Source organism: Litorisediminicola beolgyonensis (assembly GCF_042679605.1).
GTDB classification, from domain to species: domain Bacteria; phylum Pseudomonadota; class Alphaproteobacteria; order Rhodobacterales; family Rhodobacteraceae; genus Litorisediminicola; species Litorisediminicola beolgyonensis.
Genome location: NZ_JBHTMU010000037.1, coordinates 20,371 through 40,201 on the forward strand (window position 1 = coordinate 20,371; position 19,831 = coordinate 40,201).

General features: G+C 68.1%; 19 protein-coding genes. 9 read left to right on the top strand and 10 right to left on the bottom strand.

Annotation, left to right across the window (positions count from 1 at the left end; translation table 11 throughout):
* Positions 1 to 10 precede the first annotated feature (10 nt).
* Complete coding sequence (locus tag ACFQ4E_RS16620) at positions 11 to 1,150, bottom strand: acyl-CoA dehydrogenase family protein (protein ID WP_386805548.1); 1,140 nt, start codon at positions 1,148 to 1,150, stop codon at positions 11 to 13.
* The gene (locus tag ACFQ4E_RS16625) at positions 1,147 to 2,301 is read right to left on the bottom strand and encodes an amidase (RefSeq protein WP_386805550.1); all 1,155 of its coding nucleotides are present in this window, start codon (positions 2,299 to 2,301) and stop codon (positions 1,147 to 1,149) included. Before ACFQ4E_RS16625 ends, ACFQ4E_RS16620 begins: the two co-directional genes overlap by 4 nt.
* Before the next feature lie 167 nt (positions 2,302 to 2,468).
* Here ACFQ4E_RS16625 and ACFQ4E_RS16630 point away from each other — a divergent pair, with 167 nt between their 5' ends.
* Positions 2,469 to 3,032: a nuclear transport factor 2 family protein gene (locus ACFQ4E_RS16630; RefSeq protein WP_386805552.1), complete on the top strand. Its 564-nt coding sequence runs from the start codon at positions 2,469 to 2,471 to the stop codon at positions 3,030 to 3,032.
* Positions 3,033 to 3,162: 130 nt separating this feature from the next.
* On the opposite strand, the gene ACFQ4E_RS16635 is transcribed toward ACFQ4E_RS16630, so the two are convergent.
* From ACFQ4E_RS16635 to ACFQ4E_RS16665, 7 genes are all read right to left on the bottom strand, one after another.
* Positions 3,163 to 4,665 (bottom strand): aldehyde dehydrogenase family protein, encoded by a 1,503-nt coding sequence (locus ACFQ4E_RS16635; RefSeq protein WP_386805554.1) that lies wholly within the window; start codon positions 4,663 to 4,665, stop codon positions 3,163 to 3,165.
* A 19-nt stretch (positions 4,666 to 4,684) separates the two neighbouring features.
* Entirely contained in the window at positions 4,685 to 6,193 is a 1,509-nt protein-coding gene (locus tag ACFQ4E_RS16640; RefSeq protein ID WP_386805556.1) for a tripartite tricarboxylate transporter permease, read from the bottom strand.
* Between the two features lie 9 nt (positions 6,194 to 6,202).
* Positions 6,203 to 6,742: a tripartite tricarboxylate transporter TctB family protein gene (locus ACFQ4E_RS16645; protein ID WP_386805558.1), complete on the bottom strand. Its 540-nt coding sequence runs from the start codon at positions 6,740 to 6,742 to the stop codon at positions 6,203 to 6,205.
* 52 nt (positions 6,743 to 6,794) lie between these two features.
* On the bottom strand, positions 6,795 to 7,733 hold the full coding sequence (locus ACFQ4E_RS16650) for a tripartite tricarboxylate transporter substrate binding protein (RefSeq protein ID WP_386805560.1): 939 nt from the start codon (positions 7,731 to 7,733) through the stop codon (positions 6,795 to 6,797).
* Between the two features lie 126 nt (positions 7,734 to 7,859).
* The gene (locus tag ACFQ4E_RS16655; protein WP_386805562.1) at positions 7,860 to 8,708 is read right to left on the bottom strand and encodes an intradiol ring-cleavage dioxygenase; all 849 of its coding nucleotides are present in this window, start codon (positions 8,706 to 8,708) and stop codon (positions 7,860 to 7,862) included.
* Positions 8,705 to 9,793, bottom strand: coding sequence for a maleylacetate reductase (locus tag ACFQ4E_RS16660; protein WP_386805564.1), 1,089 nt, complete (start codon positions 9,791 to 9,793; stop codon positions 8,705 to 8,707). Before ACFQ4E_RS16660 ends, ACFQ4E_RS16655 begins: the two co-directional genes overlap by 4 nt.
* A gap of 1 nt (position 9,794) precedes the next feature.
* Positions 9,795 to 11,162, bottom strand: coding sequence for an aminotransferase class III-fold pyridoxal phosphate-dependent enzyme (locus tag ACFQ4E_RS16665; RefSeq protein WP_386805565.1), 1,368 nt, complete (start codon positions 11,160 to 11,162; stop codon positions 9,795 to 9,797).
* A 128-nt stretch (positions 11,163 to 11,290) separates the two neighbouring features.
* Here ACFQ4E_RS16665 and ACFQ4E_RS16670 point away from each other — a divergent pair, with 128 nt between their 5' ends.
* Positions 11,291 to 12,346 carry an AraC family transcriptional regulator gene (locus ACFQ4E_RS16670; protein ID WP_386805566.1) on the top strand — a complete coding sequence of 352 codons (1,056 nt, stop codon included), beginning with the start codon at positions 11,291 to 11,293 and terminating at the stop codon, positions 12,344 to 12,346.
* Positions 12,347 to 12,416: 70 nt separating this feature from the next.
* Positions 12,417 to 12,869, top strand: a complete 453-nt coding sequence (locus tag ACFQ4E_RS16675) for a MarR family winged helix-turn-helix transcriptional regulator (protein WP_386805568.1) — start codon at positions 12,417 to 12,419, stop codon at positions 12,867 to 12,869.
* Between the two features lie 22 nt (positions 12,870 to 12,891).
* Here ACFQ4E_RS16675 and ACFQ4E_RS16680 read toward each other — a convergent pair whose 3' ends face one another.
* Entirely contained in the window at positions 12,892 to 13,329 is a 438-nt protein-coding gene (locus tag ACFQ4E_RS16680) for a MarR family winged helix-turn-helix transcriptional regulator (protein ID WP_386805569.1), read from the bottom strand.
* A gap of 170 nt (positions 13,330 to 13,499) precedes the next feature.
* On the opposite strand from ACFQ4E_RS16680, the gene hmgA reads away from it, so the two are divergent.
* The 6 genes from hmgA to ACFQ4E_RS16710 all read left to right on the top strand — a co-directional run bounded on the left by hmgA (position 13,500) and on the right by ACFQ4E_RS16710 (position 19,643).
* Positions 13,500 to 14,855 (top strand): homogentisate 1,2-dioxygenase, encoded by a 1,356-nt coding sequence (gene hmgA, locus ACFQ4E_RS16685; RefSeq protein ID WP_386805570.1) that lies wholly within the window; start codon positions 13,500 to 13,502, stop codon positions 14,853 to 14,855.
* Positions 14,856 to 14,916: 61 nt separating this feature from the next.
* Positions 14,917 to 16,152 (top strand): fumarylacetoacetase, encoded by a 1,236-nt coding sequence (gene fahA / locus ACFQ4E_RS16690; protein ID WP_386805571.1) that lies wholly within the window; start codon positions 14,917 to 14,919, stop codon positions 16,150 to 16,152.
* A 98-nt stretch (positions 16,153 to 16,250) separates the two neighbouring features.
* Positions 16,251 to 17,201, top strand: coding sequence for an MBL fold metallo-hydrolase (locus ACFQ4E_RS16695; protein WP_386805573.1), 951 nt, complete (start codon positions 16,251 to 16,253; stop codon positions 17,199 to 17,201).
* Positions 17,202 to 17,225: 24 nt separating this feature from the next.
* Positions 17,226 to 17,780, top strand: coding sequence for a DinB family protein (locus ACFQ4E_RS16700; RefSeq protein ID WP_386805574.1), 555 nt, complete (start codon positions 17,226 to 17,228; stop codon positions 17,778 to 17,780).
* Entirely contained in the window at positions 17,777 to 19,414 is a 1,638-nt protein-coding gene (locus ACFQ4E_RS16705) for an FAD-dependent oxidoreductase (protein WP_386805576.1), read from the top strand. The genes ACFQ4E_RS16700 and ACFQ4E_RS16705 overlap by 4 nt, the downstream gene beginning before the upstream one ends.
* 4 nt (positions 19,415 to 19,418) lie before the next feature.
* Positions 19,419 to 19,643, top strand: coding sequence for a DUF2783 domain-containing protein (locus ACFQ4E_RS16710; protein WP_386805578.1), 225 nt, complete (start codon positions 19,419 to 19,421; stop codon positions 19,641 to 19,643).
* Positions 19,644 to 19,831 lie beyond the last annotated feature (188 nt).

Consider the following 19,831-nt stretch of genomic DNA (forward strand, 5'->3'; position numbering starts at 1 on the left):
GGGCGCCTCCTTACGGGTAGCCGGGCATGGTGGGTTCGTCGAACATCGCGGCGCCCGCCGCGGTGATCGTGCCTTCCGACAGGAAGGCGTGCTGCGCGACCGAGGCCGCGTCGATCATGTTGCGGATCAGCGGGTGGCCCTGCTCGATCGCGGTCGAGCCGCCGAGCGCGAAGGCCATGCGCGCCGCCTCGGCCCCGTCGAGGGCCGCTTTCGAGGCGACCAGCCGGAGGCGGACATGAAGATCGCGGTCGACCGCGTCGTCATGGGCGAGCGCCTCCCACGCCTCGTCGAGCGTGTCGTAGAAGAGTGCCCGCGCGCCGAGGTAGAGACTGCGCGCCTTGGCGTATTCGGTTTGCAGATAGGCGCGCGCGCAGGGCTTCGGCCCGCCGGTCACCGAGGCGCGGCTGCCGGTCTCGTGCAGGTGATCGAGCGCGGCGCGGGCCGCGCCGAGCGCGACGACGGCCAGGACCTGGCTCGCGAGCGCCATCGAGGGGTAGCGGAACTGCCGGTCGTCCATCTGCGGCTTCGAGCCGCGCACGAAGGTCCATTCGGGCGGCACGACGACGCCGTCGACCTTGATGTCATGGCTGCCGGTGGCGGCGAGCCCCACGGTCTTCCAGGTGTCCACGACCTCGACCTTCGCACGGGGCATGATCGCGATCAGCGGCAGCTTGGTATCGTTGCCCTCGACCTTGATGCCCGCGCCCGCGAGGTCGGCGCCCATGATGCCCGAGCCCCAGGGCCACTGGCCGCGCACCTCGTAGCCGCCGGGCACGGTCTTGGCGGGCTGCGGCGGGAACATGGCGCCAGCGAAAACGGTGTCGGGGTTGGTGCGGAAGATCTCGGCATAGGTTTCGGGCGGCAGGGTCGCCAGGTAGGTGGCCGAGACCCCGAAGCTCGCGACCCATCCGGCCGAGGCATCGGCGGAGGCGATATCCTCGATCAGGCGGCAGAACTCGGCCGGCGACTTGGCGTCGCCGCCGAAGCGCTCGGGCACGAAGGCGCGGTAGACGCCGAGCGTCTTGAACTGGTCGACCACGTCCTGCGGGATGTGGCGCAGCGCCTGGAACTCGGTGGCGCGGGCGCGGATGCCGGAGAGGATCCGATCCTTCGCAGCGGGATCCTGAGCCACGGTGGCTGGGGCGTTCATGAAAGTTCCTCCTTGCGGAATAGGGGGCAGGTATCTGCCATCCACTCGGCGACCGCGCAGAGCTGCGCGTCCTCGCCCTTGCGGCCGATGATCTGGAGACCGAGCGGCAGATCGCCCGTGACCGGCAGCGCGATCGCGGGGTGGCCGCTCAGGTTGAAGGGGCGCAGGAAGCGCGTCAGGTCGAGCACCCGCGCCGGATCGTCGGCCTCGGCCAGCGTCGGCGGGATGGTCGGCAGCGCCGGGGTGATGAGGATGTCGGCACGCGAGAGCGCGTCATCGACCTCGGCGGTGAACCGGGCGCGGACCTCCTCGGCCTTCGCGACCGCGTCCTCGGTGATCGTCCCGGCGGCGGCGAGGCGCGCGCGGATATCGGCACCGAGACGGGGATCGTCGAGAAGCGCGTGGCAGGCGGCATGTGTCTCCGCGCCGATCAGCGTCATGGCGGCGTCGAAGGCCTCGGCCATGCCGGGAAGCGTGACGTAGCCTGCGTCGGGCAGGCCCTCCATCAGGCCGTAGATCAGCGACTCGCCCACCTTGGGCTCGAGATTGTCGGCCTTGATGCGGACGATGCGGGGCGCCGAGGTCAGGGGCTCCGGCGAGAAACTCGGATCGGCGGCCGCCATCGCGCGGGTGAGCATGGCGGCAGAGCGGGCGAACACGCCGACGCAGTCGAGCGAGCTTTCGGCGGGATGGCAGCCCGCGCGGCTGATCCGCCCGAATGTCGGCTTCATGCCGTAGATGCCGCAGCAGATCGCGGGCTGGCGCACCGAGCCGCCGGTATCGGTGCCGATCGCGACGTCGCAGAGACCCGCGGCCACGGCCACCGCCGAGCCCGACGACGAGCCGCCGGGAATCCGGTCGGGCCAGCGCGGGTTGATCGGGGTTCCGAAGGCGGCATTGATGCCGGTCATGCCGTAGGCCAGCTCGTGCATCTTGGCCTTGCCGGTCAGATGCGCGCCGCTCTCCAGGAGATCCTGCACGACCTGCGCGTGACGCTCTGCCGGGGCCCGGTCGCGCAGCGCCGCGGAGCCCGAGGCCGTCACCTCGCCCGCGATGTCGATGCAGTCCTTGACCACCACCGACACACCGGAGCGGGACCCGAGATCGAACGGGCGCACGAGTGCAGAATGGTCATCCCTTGGAGCGGGCATCACGCAATTTTCCCTGTTGGTCGTCCGCACTGTTGGTCGTGCGATTTACAGTAAAATTACTGTAGTAGACCCCTGCGTCAAGAATTTTCACGTGAATTTTGAATTGTTCTTTCGGGACAAGCCGTAGTCCGTTATATTACATGAATATTACCATAACGGAGGATCCCATGTCCCAGGACACCATTGCGACACTTGAACGGCGCATCGCGCGTCTCGAGGCCGAATCGGAGGTGCGCCGCGTGCAGGCGCGGTACATGTTCCTCTGCGACACCCCCAATCCCGAGTTCGGCTCCGAGGACGATGCCGACCGGATCGACCGGATCATGGAGCTCTTCGCGCCCGAGGCCGTCTGGGAAGGCGTCGGCGAGTATTACGACAACCAGTTCGGCCGGGCCGAGGGCTGGGATGCGGTGAAAAAGCACTTCCAGGGGTTCTGGGGCGGCAAGACCGATCCGCAGCTGATCCTGAACTGCCACTACCTGACATCCGAGCAGATCCGCGTCTCGGACGACGCGATGACCGCCGAGGGCAACTGGGTCCACATGCAGCCTTGGCTCTTTTCCGACGGCAAGGCGCTGCTGCGCTCCTCGCGGCTCTGGAACAGCTACCGCAAATGCGACGACGGCCAGTGGCGGTTCACCCGCAACCGGACCGAGAACGTCTTCGTCGCCCCCCTGCCCGCGACCTGGGCCTCTGATTACCCGTCGAAATCGGTGCTGATGGCGCCCTGAGCGCCACCCGAGGCCGACCGAATTTCAAAGCGCCGCCCGGATCGCCGAGCGGCGCTTTTTCGTGCCGGCAGAAAAAGACCCGACCAAGCGCAGGCTTGGCCGGGCCAGGAGGTCCAACGCAGGGGAGGCGTCAGGAATAAGCCACGCAGACCGATTTGGTCTCGAGGTAGTTGTCGAGCGCGCCCGAGCCGTGCTCGCGGCCGAGCCCCGATTGCTTGAACCCGCCGAAGGGCATGTTCTGATCGGGGATGTTGTGGCTGTTGATCCAGACCGTGCCCGCCTGGACCTTGGGCACCAGCCGCATCACGCGGTTGATGTCGCGCGACCAGAGCGACGCGCCGAGCCCGTAGCGCACGTCGTTGGCCATGGCGATGACCTCGTCCTCGCTGTCGAAGGGCGTGATCGTGGCGACCGGCCCGAAGACCTCGTCCTGCATCAGCGCCGAGCCCGGCCCCGCCCCTTCGAAGAGCTGCGGCGCGACGTAATATCCGGTCTCGGGCGCGGCCCCGTCGAGGAGCGGCGTCGCCCCGTCCGAGATGCCCTGCGCGATCGCGCGGCTCACGTGGTCCTGGTGCTTGGCGCTGACCAGCGGGTTGATCTGGTTCGCCGGATCCATGCCCGGGCCCATCGGCAGCGACGAGACGATGCCCTTCAGCGTCGCGACCGCCTCGTCATAGATGCCGCGCTGGATGAAGAGCCGCGCGCCCGCGCAGCAGGTCTGGCCGGTGTTGAGAAAGATGCCGATGCCCGTCGCGGGCCCGAGAAGCCCGAGATCCATGTCGTCGAAAAGCACCATCGGGGCCTTGCCGCCAAGCTCCAGCGTGACCGGCTTCACGTCCTTCATCGCCTGCACGCCGATGGCCTTGCCGGTCTCTGTCGAGCCGGTGAAGGTGATCTTCGACACGCCGGGATGCCGGACGAGCGCCGCGCCCACCGCGCCGCCGCCGGTCACCACGTTCACGACGCCGTCGGGGAAGCCCGCCTCGCGGACCAGCTCGGCCAATCGGAGCGATGTGAGCGGGGTCTCCTCGGCCGGTTTCAGAACCACCGTGCAGCCCGCCGCGAGCGCGGGGGCGATCTTCCAGACCGCCATGTTCAGCGGGAAGTTCCAGGGCGTGATCGCGGCGACCACGCCCACCGGCTCCTTGCGGGTGAAGGCGGTGTATTTCGTGCCCGGCGGGATCGCGATGGAGACGTCGAGCGTCTCGCCGCGGATCTTGGTCGCCCAGCCCGCCATGTAGCGGATGTATTCGGCCGACGAGAGCACCTCGATCAGGCGGCTCATCATGATCGACTTGCCGTTCTCCAGCGTCTCGAGCTGCGCGAGCTCCTCGCCCTGCGCCTCGATCAGGTCGGCGAGTTTCAGCATCAGGCCGGTGCGCGCGGCGCCGGACATCTCGCCCCAGGGGCCCTCCATCGCGGCGCGGGCGGCGGCGACGGCGCGGTCCACATCGGCCTCGCTCGCCTCGGGCACTTGGGCCAGGAGGCTGCCATCGGCGGGGTTGAAGACCTCGAAACGGCCGGTTTCGCCATCATGGGCGGCGCCGCCGATGATCATCTTCGGAGCCTTCAGGAAGTAGCTGACCTCCGCGGCGATGCCGCTCGGGGCCTGGTCGGGTGCGCCAATACGCATGGGTTCTCTCCTCCGTGCTTCAGCTTTGTTGCCGATCTGCGGTTGGGGTGATGTCCTCGTTCCAGTCGCGGATGGTGCCGCGGAGCGCCTGGATCACGATGAACAGGATGGCGATGGCGATGAGCGCCGAGATCGGGCGGTTCACCATGTCGAAGGGCGTGTCGATCCGGGCGGCGGCGGCGCGGAGCTTCACCTCCATGATGTTGCCCAGGACCATCCCGAGGATGATCGGCACCACCGGCAGGTTGAGCCGCTTCAGGATGACGCCGAAGACGCCGAACCCCGCCGCGATCAGGCAATCCACCGGCGAATTGCGCAGCGAGTAGATGCCGACGAAGCTCAGTACCAGGATGCCCATGCCGAGAAACCGCGTCGGCACCCGGATCAGGTGGATGAGCAGGTTCGACGACACGATCATCCACAGGATCACGATGACGTTCAGAACGATCAGCGCGAGATAGAGCGCGTAGACGAAATCGAGCTGGTTCTGGAACAGCCCGGGCCCCGGCACGACGTTGTGGACGTAGAAGACCGACAGCATCATCGCGGTCAGCGCCTCGCCCGGGATGCCGAGCGCCAGGAGAGGGATCATGGCGGCGGCGGGCACGGCGTTGTTGGCGCTCTCCGAGGCGACAAGCCCTTCGGGGCTGCCCTTGCCGAAGTCCTCGGGCGTCTTCGACAGACGCCGGGCGGAGGTGTAGCTCAGGAACTGCGCGGTGAACTCGCCGACGCCCGGGATCATGCCCATCATCACGCCGTAGCCCGACCCGGTCAGCGCGACGCGCTTGAAGCCCAGGACCTCGCGGATGGCCTTGAACATCGAGCCCCGGACCGGCGCGGCGTTGGGCGCGCTTTCCGGCTCGACCATCAGGACAAAGGCCTGGCTGATCGCGAAGAGGCCGAGCACCACGACGATCAGGTCGAGCCCCGAGGTCAGCCAGCCCATGCCGAAGGTGTAGCGCATGGTGAAGTTCACCGGCTCCATCCCGACCGATTGCAGGAGGATGCCGAGACCCGCCATCATGCCGGCGGCGGCCATCTGGCCCTTATGCGCGACGATCACCAGCACGATGCCCAGAAGCGCCGCGAGGAAGATCTCGCGCGAGCCGAACATCGGCGCGATCTTCGCCAGGATCGGCGACATCAGGATCAGGACGAGGATCGACACGATGGCCGACACGAAGCTCGCCCCGTAGGCCAGCCCGAGCGCGCGGAGCGCCTGCCCCTTCTGGGTCATCGGGTAGCCGTCATAGGTGGTCAGCGCGTTGACCGCGGTGCCGGGCGTGTTGATCAGGATCGCCGGGAGCGAGCCTCCGTACATGCTGGAGCCGTAGATCCCCAGAAGCAGCGTCAGCCCGACCAGCGGCTCCATCGAGAAGGTCGCGGGCAAAAGGATCGCGATGGCGACCGCCGGGCCGACGCCCGGGATCGCGCCGATGATCACGCCGCCGATCGAGCCGATCATCAGCGCCGCGATGACCGGCCATTGCAGCAGGTGGTCGACGGCAAGGAGAAGTGTCTCAACCATGATCGCGCCTCAGAGATTGACGAGCGCGAAGGCGCGCAGCCCGTCGGGGAGGTGGTCGTAGAGCGCCCCCGCCGGAATGCGCACGCCAAGGCCGGTGCGGAAGATGAGCACGACCGCGAGCGCGAAGAGCGCGGCGGAGCCGAGCGCCCGCGCGCTGCGGTAGCCCAGCCGAAGCGCCAGCCCGAGCGCCAGCGCCAGCGTCGCGGGCAGGTAGCCCAGGATCGGCACGGACAGGACATAGGCCGTGAACCACGCCACAAACTCGAGCGAGCGCGCCCAGACCAGCACCTCTTTCAGCCGCCCCGGCAGGCGCGGAGCGTTGACGGTGGCAAGAAGATGCACCGCGCCGAACACGACCATCATCCCGACGCCCACCGCGGGCCAGAACCCGGGCTGGGCGACCAGCGTCTTGCCGGGCAGGAACTTGGCCTGCGCGGGCAGCACCAGCGCCGCGACCAGGGCCACCAGGAAGAAGCCCACGGCAAAGACCAGGTCGCCCGGCTGCCGCTCACGGCGAAACATCGCGAGGAAGGTGAATACGCGGTTCATGCGCTCATCCGATCAGGGAAGAAGGGCCGCGTCTCCGCGGCCCGCCGATGGGTCACTCGCCGAGGAAGGCGGCGATGCGGCCCAGCGTGTCGGTGTCCTTGGCCATCTGGGCCTCGGACTGGTCGGCATCGAGCCAGTAGATCTCGGCGCCGGTCTCCTTGGCCACCTGCTGCGCCGCGTCCGAGGCCATGACCTCGGAGGCGACCTTGGCGATGGCGTCGCGCACCTCCTGCGGGGTGTCCTCGTGCACGAAGAGGCCGTTCCAGGTGGAGAAATCGAGCTCGGGCACGATCTCGCCCGCGGTCGGCACGTCGGGCAGGACCGGGATGCGCTGGTTGGTGTCGGCCATGAGGATCGTCAGCTCGTCGAGGCAGGGACGAATGAGCTGCAGCGTCGTGTTGATGACATCCGCGTCGCCCGAGGCCAGCGTGTTGCAGTCGAGCGCGTCGAAGGCCGCGTCCGAGGCAAAGTCGAACTCCATCGCCTTGGCCATCGCCAGCGTGTGCCGCGCGGGGCTCGTCACATCGCCGAAATGGCCCAGCGTGACCGGGTTCTCGCGGGCATGGGCGGCAAGCTCCTCCATCGTGGCATAGGGCGCATCGCCGCGCGCGGCGACCACGAAGGGATAGGTGACGAAGATGCCGACCGGGTCGAACGGGTTGCCCTCGAGCGGCGGGATGCCGATGAAGGGCCCGACCAGCGGCACGTCGATCACGAAGGAGCCGATGGTGTAGCCGTCGGCGGGCGCCATCGCCACCTCGACCGCGCCGGGGAACGGGCCGCCGCCGCCGCCGGGCTTGTTCACGACCGCCGCGGGCACGCTGTAGGTGGTCTGGAACTGGTCCGCGATCATCCGCGTGAGCACGTCCTCGAGATCGCCCGGAGGCCAGGGCACGACGAACTCGACGGGCTTTTCGGGATACTCGGCCTGAGCGGTTGCGGGCATGAGCGCCAGCAGAGCAAGCGCGCTTGTCGTCAGAAGGGTCTTCATGGTTGGGCTCCCTGTTTTTGGGTTGAGCTTAACATTGATGCGTGATTTTTCACGTCATTTTTGATCTATCGAGGGCTGTGCCAAAGCCCGTGCCCGGTTCGCGGGCGGTCGGTGGCGACGGTATCCTCAGGCCTTGGGCGGCAGGACGAAGTCATAGGCGGCGCGCCATTTCGGACCGTCGCTGTCCGCCGGGCGCTCTTCGAACTCGACGATGAGCGGGGCCTTCACGCCGAAGACCGCGTCGCTGTCGAGGTATCCGTCTCCGGAGACGAAGGTGTGGGTGATGAGCCGCTCGTGCCCCGGCGCGGTGACGAGGAAATGCATATGCGCGGGGCGGTAGGGATGGCGGCCGAGATGGCCCAGCATCTCTCCGACCGGGCCGTCATCGGGGATCGGGTAGCTGACCGGCTTGATCCCGGTGAACCAGTAGCGCCCGTCCGGCCCGGTCCGGAACACGCCGCGATTGTTGTGCTGCGGCTGCAGGTCGGGCTGCTGCACGTCGTAGAACCCGTCGGCATTGTCGGACCAGACATCGACGAGCGCGTCGCCGATGGGACGCCCGTCGAGATCGACCACGCGGCCCACGAAGAGGCAGGGCTCGCCGACGCCGTCGAGCGAGATCGTGTCGCCCATCCTGCGCTCCGGCACGCCGTCGACATGGAAGGGACCGAAGACCGTCGAGGGGGTGGAGCCCGAAGGCTTGCGGTTGTTCACCGCGTCCACCAGCATCGACACGCCCAGCACGTCGGAGAGGAGAATGAACTCCTGCCGCGTGTCCGAGCACATCTGGCCGGTGCGGGTCAGGAAGGCGATCGCGGTCTCCCACTCGGCCTCGGTCAGGGTCACGTCCTTCACGAAGGCATGGAGATGCCGCACGAGCGAGGACATGACCTCGGCCAGGCGCGGGTCCGTCGTGTCGGACATGCGCGCGTTCACGGTCTCGACCGACGCCGCCTCGGAGAAATATGTCGTCATGTCCATGCCTCGCTGATCGGGGACTCGCCGGCCCAGGCGCGCGTCAGGGTGGCGCGGATCGCGTCCTCCTTCAGCGCTCTGGGGTTGGGGTAACGCGCCTGAAGCGCCAGGTCGGTGGCCCGCGCGATGGCCTCTTCGGGCAGGCCGAGCGCGCGCAGGCTGGTGGGGGCGCCGAGATCGCGGGCCAGCGCATGGAGACCCGCCGCGGGGTCGGCGCCGAGGATCGGTCTGAGCGCCGCGATCACCTCGGGCACGGCCGGCGCGTTATAGGCCAGCGCATGGGGCAGGACGACCGTGTGGGTCTCGGCATGGGGCAGTCCGAAACTGCCGCCGAGCGTGTGGCAGAGCTTGTGATGAAGCGCCATGCCGACGGTGCCGAGGCAGGTGCCGCAGAGCCAGGCGCCATAGAGCGCCTCTTCGCGGGCGGCCATCCGGTCCGGGGTCCGGGCGAATTTCGGAAGCGCGGAGACCAGCGCGCCGATGCCCTCGAGTGCGAGCGCATCCATGACCGGGTTGCCGTTCGTCGCATAGAGCGCTTCGACCGCGTGGGCGATGGCATTGATCCCCGAGGTCACGCTCATGCCGACGGGCAGCGAGCGGGTCAGCTCGACATCGTAGATGACGGTTTCGGGCTGGATCTCGGGGCCCGACCGCGTGGTCTTGAGCCCGTTCTCGGTCTCGCCGAGGATCGGCGTCATCTCGGAGCCCGCATAGGTCGTCGGCAGAACCACCTGCGGCAGGTCGGTGCGTGCGGCGAGCGCCTTGCCGAGCCCGATGGTCGAGCCGCCGCCCACCGACACGATCCCGTCCGCCCGCGCGGCCCGGAGCGCCGAGATCGCCGTTTCGGTCACGTCGACCGGCGTGTGCATGGCCGCACCGGTGAACTGGCCCGCCGCGAGATCGCCGAGACCCTGGGCCACCGACGCGCCCATCTCGGCCTGGTGCGGCGTCGTCAGGACAAGCGCCCGCGTGATGCCCGCCGCGCGCACCTCCTCGGGCAGCGCGCTGCGCGTGCCCGCCCCGAAGAGCACGCGCGTGGTCAGGGGCGCGAAGCGGAACGTGGTGCGCGGCAGCGTTCCGATCACGTCACTGCTCCGCGTCGTAGCGTGCGCAGGCCCGCGTGAGCGCCTCGACGATGATGTCGATCTCCGGCTCCTCGATGACGAGCGGCGGCGACAGGATGATCACCGATCCGGCGGGCCGCACGATCGCGCCCTCCTCGCGCGCAAAGGACGCGATGCGCTCGACGATGCCCTTGCCCGGGTCCATCGGGGTGCGGCTCTTCTTGTCGGAGACGAAGTCGAGACCGACCATCAGGCCCTTGCCCCGGACCTCTCCGATGATCGAGCAGCTCTCCGCGAGGGGCGTCAGCCCGTCCAGAAGCCGCTTGCCCATCTTCGCGGCGTTGCCGGGCAGATCCTCGCGCTCGACGATGTCGAGGCAGGCCAGCGCCGCGGCGCAGCCGACCGGGTGCCCGGTCGAGGTGTAGCCATGCATGATGATGCCCTCGGGGCTGAAGCCCCGGTACCAGGCATCGGCGACGCGCTTGTTGAGCGCGGTGGCACCCAGGGGCACGTAGCCGGACGAGATCCCCTTGGCGAAGCACATCATGTCGGGCTTCACGCCCCAGCCGCGCGCACCGAAGAGCGCGCCGGAGCGGCCGAAGCCGGTGACGACCTCGTCGGCGATCAGGAGCACCTCGTACCTGTCGAGGACCTCGCGCAGCTTCGGCCAGAAGCTTTCGGGCGGCACGATGACGCCCCCTGCCCCCTGCACCGGCTCGGCGATGAACGCGGCGACGGTCTCCGGGCCCTGCGCCTGGATCAGGCGGTCGATCTGGGTGATGACCGCGTCGGCCAGCTCCTCGGGGTCTTCGGAATAGGGGTTGCGATAGGTCCAGGGGCTGTCGACCTGGAAGCACCCGCCCAGAAGCGGCTCGTAGGCATTCCGGTAATAAGGCGCGCCGTTGACCGAGAGACCGCCGAAATGCACCCCGTGATAGCCCTGCTTCAGCGACAGGAACTTCGTCCGCGTGGGCTTGCCCTCGAGCTGCCAGTATTGCCGCGCGAGCTTGAGCGCGGTCTCGACCGCGTCCGAGCCATTTGCCGAGAACATCACCTTGGTGATCTCCTCTTCGGCGGCCATCTCGCAGATCTTGGCCGAGAGCTCGATCGAAGGTGGCGTGGCCGTGCCCGCGAAGGAGGAGTAGTAGCTGATGCGGTCCATCTGCTCGACGATGGCCTGCTTCACCTCGGCGCGGTTGTGCCCGACATTGACGTTCCAGAGACCGCCCAGACCGTCGACCAGGCGGTTGCCGTCGATATCGGTGACGTAGCAGCCCTCCGAGCCGGTGATGATCTGCGGCGGCGCGTCGGCGCTGATCATCGGATGGATCATCGGGTGGAACTGGTGGCGCGTGTTGTGAGCGCGAAGGTAGTTGTCGCGGTCCGGCATTCGGGTCTCCCTGTCTCGGCACGAGGGGGATGCCTCGCCCCCGTTCTGAACCTTGGGATCAGGTTGCGGCCCAAGGTGGTCCGATATCCATTGCGCGATACGTCATAAATCCGATATATTGCGACAAAATGGTAAAGTTACCGCAAAAATCCGAGGCCTCCCCTGCGCCGCGCGGGGCCGCCTTTTCCTCGGTTCGGGCGTCCTTCCTGACCGCGTTGATCGACCGATTCGAGATGCAGGGGCGCTCGGCGCAGCCGCTTCTGAACCAGATCGGGATCAGCCCGGCGCAGCTGAACGACCCCTATGGCGCGATCCCCCTGCCCCTCTTCGTGGCCTTTCTCGAAGCGGCGGCAGGGATGGCGGGCGATCCGTTCCTCGGCGCGCGGATCGGATCGGGGCTGACCGCCGCCGACATGGGGCCGGTCGGGATCATCCTGTCGCTCTCGGCCAGCATCGGCCGCGGCATGAACCGGATCGCGCGCTATGCCGATGCGCTGCAGGGCGGCACCCAGAGCCAGTGGATCGAGGATCCGGATCGCTGCGTCTTCTCCTACCGGATCTCCGAGAACGCGATCTGGCCGCGCCGACAGGATGCGGAGTTCTCGCTCGCCTCGGTGACGACGGTGATCCGGGACAATTTCTCGGCCCGCTTCGCGCCGCAGGAGGTGCATCTGGAGCACCCCGCCCCCGCCGATCCGCAGCCGCTCGAGCGGCTCTTCCGCGCGCCGGTTCTGTTTGCGCAGCCGATCAACCGGCTGATCCTGTCACCGGCGGATGCGGCCCGCGTGGTGCGCCAGGAAGACGAGGGGCTTCTGGCCACGCTCGAGCGCCACGTGCGGGACGTGATCGGCGAGGCCTCTCCGATCCAGGACACCCGATCCGCCGCCCGCGCGATCATCGACGCCAATCTCGGATTGTCGGCAATCACGCTCGACCGGATCGCGGCGGCGCTGCATCTCGGGCCGCGCACGCTGCAGCGCCGCCTGGCCGCGGACGGGACGAGCCTGCGCAAGCTCCTTGAAGAGGTGCGCCGCGACCGCGCCACGCGGCTTCTCGATCAGCCGGGCGCGCGCGTCGGGCAGGTGGCGCAGGCGCTCGGCTATACCGACCCGACGGCCTTCTGGCGCGCCTGGCGCGACTGGACCGGCGAGGCGCCCTCGGTGCGGCGAGATGGCCGCCCGTAAACATCCAAATTCACGTTCCATCCCCCCTGCCTTGCCGTTACCTTGGGCAGAAACAGAGCAGACGTGTTGAATGACATTGACCATCGACGATCCCAAACACCTCAAGGCCGATTGGCCCTTCTACTGGATCAGCCAGCTCAACTCGGCCTATGCCGAGGCGCTGGAGCGCCGGATCCGCCATATCGGGGTCGATATTCCGCGCTGGCGCGCGCTGATGAGCCTCTACGAGGACCAGTACCTGTCGGTGTCCGAGATCGCGGAGTTTTCCGCGCAGAAGCTCAACACCACGACCAAGGTCATCCAGCGGATGATCAAGGACGGGCTGGTGACCACCCGCGTGCGGCCCACCGACGGGCGCGTGACCGAGGTCTGCCTGACCGAAAAGGGCGACCGGCTGCGCAAGCTGGCGCTGGTCGAGGCGCGCGCGATCTACGACCAGACCTTCGCCGGCATCGACCCGGCCCGCGTGCGCGAGATGAACACGCTCATGTCGGAACTGCACGAGGCTATGAAGAAGCTCTGAGCTTGGGCCGCTTGGCGGCGGATCAGAGCTCTTCCGCGATCATGATCTCCAAAGCCGTGTCGAGCGCGTCGAGATGCGGCGCGAGAAGCGCCTCGAGCCGCGCCTGGTAGCTCATCGCGATGGGCAGGAGCCGCGCCATCAGCGCGTGGCCCTTGGGCGTGAGCGTCAGCGCGACAAGGCGGCGGTCCTCGGCATTGACTTCCTTTGTCAGGTAGCCCGCGGCCTCGAGCCGGCTGGCGGCGCGGCTGGCCTTGGATTTCTCCAGATGCACCCTCTGGTGGATGTCGCGGATCGATACCGATCCCGCATCGACCACGTGCACGAGCACGCGCCAATCGGCGACGGAGATGCCGAACTCGGTGCGGTAGCGCAGCGCGAGCCGCGCGCTCAGGCGGTCGGCGGCGACGGCCATCCGGTAGGGCAGGAATTTCGAGAGATCGAATATGTCGACGTCGCTCAAACCGGTCCCCGATCGTCCAGGCTCTGCTACGCGGGTCAATATCGGCAGAGATCATCTCATCTGCAACGACTTTCTTGACTTCATTGCATTCGCAACGAAGTATGACGGACACCGAATCCGGGACGCCCGCCCGTTCCCGTCAGCCCGCCAACCGCACAAGGAGCCGTGACATGAGCGTTTTCAAACTGCCCGAAGGAATGGTGCGCGCGCCGGGGTCGGTGGGCACGCATGAGGGCTACATGCCCGGCTGGGGCAACGATTTCGAGACCGAGGCCCTGCCCGGCGCGCTGCCGCAGGGGATGAACTCGCCGCAGCGCTGCGAATACGGGCTCTATGGCGAGCAGCTTTCGGGCACCGCCTTTACCGCCACCCCGCCCGAGCGGACCTGGTGCTACCGCATCCGCCCGAGCGTCAAGCATTCGGCGCGCTACGAGCGGATCGACCTGCCCTACTGGAAATCCGCGCCGCATGTGGTCGCGGACGTCACCTCGCTCGGCCAGTATCGCTGGGATCCGGTGCCAATGACCGAGGAGCCGCTGACCTGGCTCACCGGCATGCGCACCATGACCACGGCGGGCGACGTGCACACCCAGATCGGCATGGCGAGCCATGTCTATCTCGTCACCGAGAGCATGACCGACGCCTATTTCTACTCCGCCGACAGCGAGCTTCTGGTGGTCCCGCAGGAGGGCCGCCTGCGCTTCGCGACCGAGCTCGGCGTGATCGACATCGCGCCGCAGGAGATCGCCATCATTCCGCGCGGCCTCGTCTACCGGGTCGAGGTGCTGGAGGGGCCCTGCCGCGGTTTCGTCTGCGAAAATTACGGCCAGAAATTCGAGCTCCCGGCGCGCGGACCCATCGGTGCGAACTGCATGGCCAACCCGCGCGACTTCAAGGCGCCGGTGGCGGCCTTCGAGGACCGCGAGGTGGCCTCGACCGTGACGGTGAAATGGTGCGGCCAGTTCCATGTCACCAAGATCGGCCAGAGCCCGCTCGACGTGGTCGCCTGGCACGGCAATTACGCGCCCTACAAATACGACCTGCGCACTTATTGCCCGGTTGGCGCGATCCTCTTCGACCATCCCGACCCGTCGATCTTCACGGTGCTGACCGCGCCCTCGGCGAGCCCCGGCACCGCCAATATCGACTTCGTGCTTTTCCGCGACCGCTGGATGGTGGCCGAGAACACCTTCCGCCCGCCCTGGTACCACAAGAACGTCATGTCCGAGCTGATGGGCAACATCCACGGCCAGTACGACGCCAAGCCGCAGGGCTTCGTCCCCGGCGGCATGTCGCTTCACAACATGATGCTGCCGCACGGGCCGGACCGCGAGGCCTTCGAGAAGGCGTCGAACGCCAATCTCGGGCCGGACAAGCTCGAGAACACCATGTCCTTCATGTTCGAGACCCGCTTCCCGCAGCAACTGACCGAGTTTGCGGGGCGCGAGGCGCCTCTGCAGGACGATTACATCGATTGCTGGGAGAGCCTCGAGAAGAAGTTCGACGGCACGCCGGGCCGGAAGTGATCGGGTCCGCGCCGCGGTCCTGACGGAACGCGCCGGACCAGAGGCGTCAGGGGGAGGAAGAATGCCCATCGTCACGAGCTGGGTCGCGAGCGCAAACAGCGCCCTGACCGACTTTCCGCTGAACAACCTGCCCTACGGCGTCTTCGATGACGGCCGGGGCGCGCGGATGGGCGTCGCCATCGGCGAGAGCATCCTCGATGTCGCGCGGGTCGATCACGGGCAGGATCCGGCGCTCTTCGCCGAGCCCTCCTGGAACGCGGTGATGGCGGCGGGGCCCGAGCTCTGGGCGGCGCTGCGCGCGCGGCTGACCGAGCTTCTGTCGGAGCCCGCGCATCGCGACGCGGTCGCGCCGCATCTGGTGGAGGCGGGCGCGGTCCGGCTGCTCATGCCCTTCCGGGTCTCGGAATACACCGATTTCTATTCGAGCCGCGATCACGCCACCAATGTCGGCACCATGTTCCGCGGCGTCGAGAACGCGCTGCCGCCGAACTGGCTGCACATCCCCATCGGCTATAACGGCCGCGCCTCGTCGGTGGTGGTCTCGGGCACGCCGGTGGTGCGGCCGCACGGCCAGCTCAAAGGCCCCGAGGAGACCGCGCCGCGCTTCGGCCCGTCCGAGCGCTTCGATATCGAGCTCGAGATGGGCGCCATCGTCGGCACGCCCTCCTCGGGCCCGATCAGCGTGGCCGAGGCCGATGCGCATATCTTCGGCTACGTGCTTCTGAACGACTGGTCGGCGCGCGATATCCAGGCCTGGGAATACCAGCCGCTGGGGCCGTTCCAAGCCAAGGCCACCGCGACGACGATCAGCCCCTGGATCGTCACCGCCGCGGCGCTGGCGCCGTTCCGCACCGACGCGCCCGAGCGCGAGCTGCCGCTCCTGCCCTATCTCCGCGAACCGGGGCCGATGCTCTACGATATCGCGCTGGAGGTCGGGCTCACGCCCGAGGGCGGCGACGAGACGGTGATCGCGCGGACCAACAGCAACACGCTCTACTACTCCGCCGCGCAGCAACTTGCCCATCACAGCTCGAGCGGCTGCCCGATGCGGGTCGGCGATCTTCTGGGATCGGGCACGATCTCGGGCCCCGACAGGGACAGCCGCGGCTCGCTTCTTGAGCTGAGCTGGGGCGGAAAAGAGCCGATTTCGCTTCAGGGTGGCGGCACCCGGACCTTCATCGAAGATGGCGACACCCTCACCCTGCGCGGCGCAGCCCAAGGCGACGGCTACCGGATCGGCTTCGGCGCCTGTTCCGGCCAGCTTCTGCCCGCGCGCAGGCCGGACACCCCGACCTGAGCGCCCCGCTCTCGGGACTCGACACACACCCTTCCCCCCGGCGGCGCTGACCTTACCCAGGCGCGCACGGCCGGGACGCAACAGAAAGGACAGACCACATGGCCAAGGCATTCGCATCCGCGAGCGACATGGGCGAAAAGACCATCAGCTTCACCGAGGTCGGCGAGGGCCTCTATGCCTTCACCGCCGAGGGCGACCCCAATACCGGCGTGATCATCGGCGACGAGAGCGTGATGATCGTCGAGGCCCAGGCCACCCCGCGCCTGGCGCGCAAGGTCATCGAGTGCGTCCGGTCTGTCACCGACAAGCCGATCACTCATCTGGTGCTGACCCATTACCACGCGGTGCGCGTGCTCGGCGCCTCGGCCTACGGCGCCCGCGAGATCATCATGTCCGACGTCGCCGCCGCGATGGTCGAGGAGCGCGGACAGGAGGATTGGGACAGCGAGTTCGACCGCTTCCCGCGCCTCTTCCAGGGCCACGAGGAAATCCCCGGCCTGACGCGGCCCACCACGACGTTCAGCGAGAGCATGACCGTCTATCTCGGCAAGCGCCGGGTCGATATCCTGAAGCCCGGCCGCGCCCATACCGCCGGCGACGCGGTCATCTGGGTGCCCGACCAGGAGGTCATGTTCACCGGCGATATCGTCGAGTACCACTCGGCCTGCTATTGCGGCGACGGCCATTTCAACGACTGGGAAGAAACGCTCGCCACTATCGCCGCCTTCGAGCCCAAGGCCATCGCGCCGGGCCGCGGCGATGCGCTGATCGGCGAGGAGATGGTCGCCAAGGCCATCGCCTCGACCGCCGATTTCGTGCGCTCGACCTACAAGCCCGTGGCCCGCATCGTCGCCCGGGGCGGCACGCTGAAAGAGGCCTGGGACGCAGTCCGCGCCGAATGCGATCCGAAGTTCAAGGATTACGCCATCTACGAGCACTGCCTGCCCTTCAACGTCGCCCGCGCCTATGACGAGGCCCGCGGCATCGACACCCCCCGCATCTGGACCGCCGCGCGCGACAAGGAGATGTGGGACGAGCTGCAGGGCTGAGCCGCAGCGGAGGGAAGAGAGACCATGACCGGAGCGACCCAATCCCGCGCGGTGGCAAACCCCTGGCTCGCTATGGCGCTCAACAACGCCTGGGCCAATGCCACGCTCTACGGCGCGCTCTCGGGCATGGGCGAGGCGGAGTTCGCGGCGCCGAGACCGGGGTTCTTCCCCTCGCTCAAATCGACGCTGAACCACATCTGGCTGGTCGATCTCTACTATCTCGACTCGCTGGAAGAGGGCGGCGCCGGGCGCGGGGTCTTTGACCGGCCCGAGATCGCCTCGATCCCGAAGCTCGCCGCCGCGCACTCCGAGACGGACATGCGGCTGGCGGCCTTCTGCCGGGGGCTGACCGATGAGACGCTCCGCGCCGAGCGCGTGACCGACCGGGCGGATGGCCCGGTCAGCGAAGAGGTCGCCTCGGTCCTCCTGCATCTCTTTCAGCACCAGATCCACCACCGGGGCCAGGCGCATTCGATGATCGCCGACGCGGGCATCGCGCCGCCCCAGCTAGACGATTTCCACCTGCGCTACGGGCGCGTGCCCTCGGCCCAGGCCTATTTCGGCGAGGAGACATCATGATCCAGGACCGCTACCAACTCGCCTTCAAGCTCTACCCCTACGCGCGTTCCGCCGATCAGGACGCCGAGACCCCGGTGCGCCATCCCGTCGTGGTGATGGGCGGCGGGCCGATCGGCATCGCCACGGCGCTCGATCTTGGCCTCCAGGGCATCCCCGTGGTGGTGCTCGACGATCACGAAGGTATCGGCCAGGGCTCGCGCGCCATCTGTTTCGCCAAGCGCAGCCTCGAGATCGCCGACCGCTACGGCTGTGCCAAGCCGATGCTCGAGAAGGGCATCGTCTGGAACCTTGGCAAGGTCTTCCACGAGGACCGCAAGGTCTACGAGTTCAACCTCCTGCCCGAAGAGGGCCACCAGTATCCGGCCTTCATCAATCTCCAGCAGCCTTATTTCGAGAAGTTCCTCGTCGAGCGCGTGCGCGAGGCCCAGGCGGCGGGCGCGCCTATCGACCTGCGGGGCCGCAACCGGGTCGAGAGCGTCGATATCCGGGACGACCATGTCGCGCTCACGGTCACCACGCCCGAGGGGCCCTATACCATCGAGGCCGACTGGCTGATCGGCTGCGACGGCGCCTCGAGCCCGCTGCGCGGCATGATGGGTCTCGAGTTCGAGGGGCGCGTCTTCAAGGACAGCTTCCTCATCGCCGATATCCGCATGCTGAATGAGAGCTTCCCGACCGAGCGCTGGTTCTGGTTCGAGCCATCCCACGGCTCGGGCGCCTCGACGCTCCTGCACCGCCAGCCCGACGACATCTGGCGCGTCGATTTCCAGATCGGCTGGGACGTGGACCGCAAAGAGGAGCTGAAGGAAGAGAACATCCGCCGCCGTCTCGACGCCATGCTGGGCGATGTCGAATACGAGCTGGTCTGGTCCTCGATCTACACCTTCCAATGCAAGCGCATGGACCGGTTCCGCCATGGCCGCGTGATCTTTGCCGGAGACGCGGCGCACCAGGTGTCGCCCTTCGGCGCGCGCGGGGCGAACTCGGGCATGCAGGATGTCGACAACCTGGGCTGGAAGCTCGGGATGGTGATCCGCGGAGAAGCGCCCGAGCGGCTGATCGACAGCTACCACGAAGAGCGGGCCTTCGGCGCCGACGAGAACATCCTGAACTCGACCCGCGCCACCGATTTCATCACGCCCAAATCGGCGATCAGCCATGTGTTCCGCAACGCGGTGCTGGACCTGGCCGAGCATCATCCCTTCGCGCGGCTTCTGGTGAATTCCGGGCGGCTCTCGGTGCCCTGCACCTATGACGGTCTAGCGCTCACCGGCCCCGACGCCCTGCCCGGCGGTCCGGCCCGCACGCGGCCCGGCAGCCCCTGCCCCGACGCGCCGCTCGGGACGCGCTCGGCGGACGGCTCGCATCTCCTCCACGCGCTCGGAAACGAATTCCTCCTCCTGACCATCGACGCCGACGCGCCCGACACGCTGGCCGAGGACGGCGTCACCGCGCGCCGTATCGCGCTCTCCGCCGAGGACGACCCTTCAGGCGCGGTGGCCGAGCGCTATCTCGGCACGGCGCGCTCCGCCGTCTACCTGATCCGCCCCGACCAGCACGTCGCCGCCCGCTGGGCCACATTCGACGAGACCGCCGTCCGCGCCGCGCTGCGCACGGCCTGCGCAAAGGAGTGAGACCATGGCCGACCTGATCACCCGCCCCAACCTCCCCGACCCCGACGGCGTCTACGCCAGTCTGATCGAGACCTACGAGGCCCTCGGCGACGACGCCCAGATCGCCGCCTTCAGCGCCCGCCTGATCCTTCTCCTCGCCAACCACATCGGCGACCCCGAAGCGATCTCCCAGGCGCTCAAAGCCGCCGCCGAGGCGAACGACAAAGCGGAAGCGCGGAGCGCGTCCTGACGCACGGGGCCATGCATCGGGCACCCAGCCTCCCATGCCCCTCCGAACCGCCCGCGGAGCGTGAAGCACCCCGCGGGCGGCCCTGATCAGGCCAGCGCGGCGGCGTTGGGGAGCGGGGCGAGGGCCATCGGCGCGAAGCGGGTGAGGCGGGCGTTGGGCCAGGGCGTCGCGGTGGCCTGCACCGCCGG

Coding starts and splice junctions, on each gene's coding strand:
- ACFQ4E_RS16695 (WP_386805573.1), top strand. CDS start 16,251: ATGGCCAAGGCATTCGCATCCGCGAGCGACATGGGCGAAAAGACCATC.
- ACFQ4E_RS16640 (WP_386805556.1), bottom strand. CDS start 6,193: ATGGTTGAGACACTTCTCCTTGCCGTCGACCACCTGCTGCAATGGCCG.
- ACFQ4E_RS16645 (WP_386805558.1), bottom strand. CDS start 6,742: ATGAACCGCGTATTCACCTTCCTCGCGATGTTTCGCCGTGAGCGGCAG.
- ACFQ4E_RS16655 (WP_386805562.1), bottom strand. CDS start 8,708: ATGACGACATATTTCTCCGAGGCGGCGTCGGTCGAGACCGTGAACGCG.
- ACFQ4E_RS16650 (WP_386805560.1), bottom strand. CDS start 7,733: ATGAAGACCCTTCTGACGACAAGCGCGCTTGCTCTGCTGGCGCTCATG.
- fahA (WP_386805571.1), top strand. CDS start 14,917: ATGCCCATCGTCACGAGCTGGGTCGCGAGCGCAAACAGCGCCCTGACC.
- ACFQ4E_RS16670 (WP_386805566.1), top strand. CDS start 11,291: ATGGTAAAGTTACCGCAAAAATCCGAGGCCTCCCCTGCGCCGCGCGGG.
- hmgA (WP_386805570.1), top strand. CDS start 13,500: ATGAGCGTTTTCAAACTGCCCGAAGGAATGGTGCGCGCGCCGGGGTCG.
- ACFQ4E_RS16635 (WP_386805554.1), bottom strand. CDS start 4,665: ATGCGTATTGGCGCACCCGACCAGGCCCCGAGCGGCATCGCCGCGGAG.
- ACFQ4E_RS16620 (WP_386805548.1), bottom strand. CDS start 1,150: ATGAACGCCCCAGCCACCGTGGCTCAGGATCCCGCTGCGAAGGATCGG.
- ACFQ4E_RS16700 (WP_386805574.1), top strand. CDS start 17,226: ATGACCGGAGCGACCCAATCCCGCGCGGTGGCAAACCCCTGGCTCGCT.
- ACFQ4E_RS16665 (WP_386805565.1), bottom strand. CDS start 11,162: ATGCCGGACCGCGACAACTACCTTCGCGCTCACAACACGCGCCACCAG.
- ACFQ4E_RS16630 (WP_386805552.1), top strand. CDS start 2,469: ATGTCCCAGGACACCATTGCGACACTTGAACGGCGCATCGCGCGTCTC.
- ACFQ4E_RS16625 (WP_386805550.1), bottom strand. CDS start 2,301: ATGCCCGCTCCAAGGGATGACCATTCTGCACTCGTGCGCCCGTTCGAT.
- ACFQ4E_RS16675 (WP_386805568.1), top strand. CDS start 12,417: ATGACATTGACCATCGACGATCCCAAACACCTCAAGGCCGATTGGCCC.
- ACFQ4E_RS16705 (WP_386805576.1), top strand. CDS start 17,777: ATGATCCAGGACCGCTACCAACTCGCCTTCAAGCTCTACCCCTACGCG.
- ACFQ4E_RS16710 (WP_386805578.1), top strand. CDS start 19,419: ATGGCCGACCTGATCACCCGCCCCAACCTCCCCGACCCCGACGGCGTC.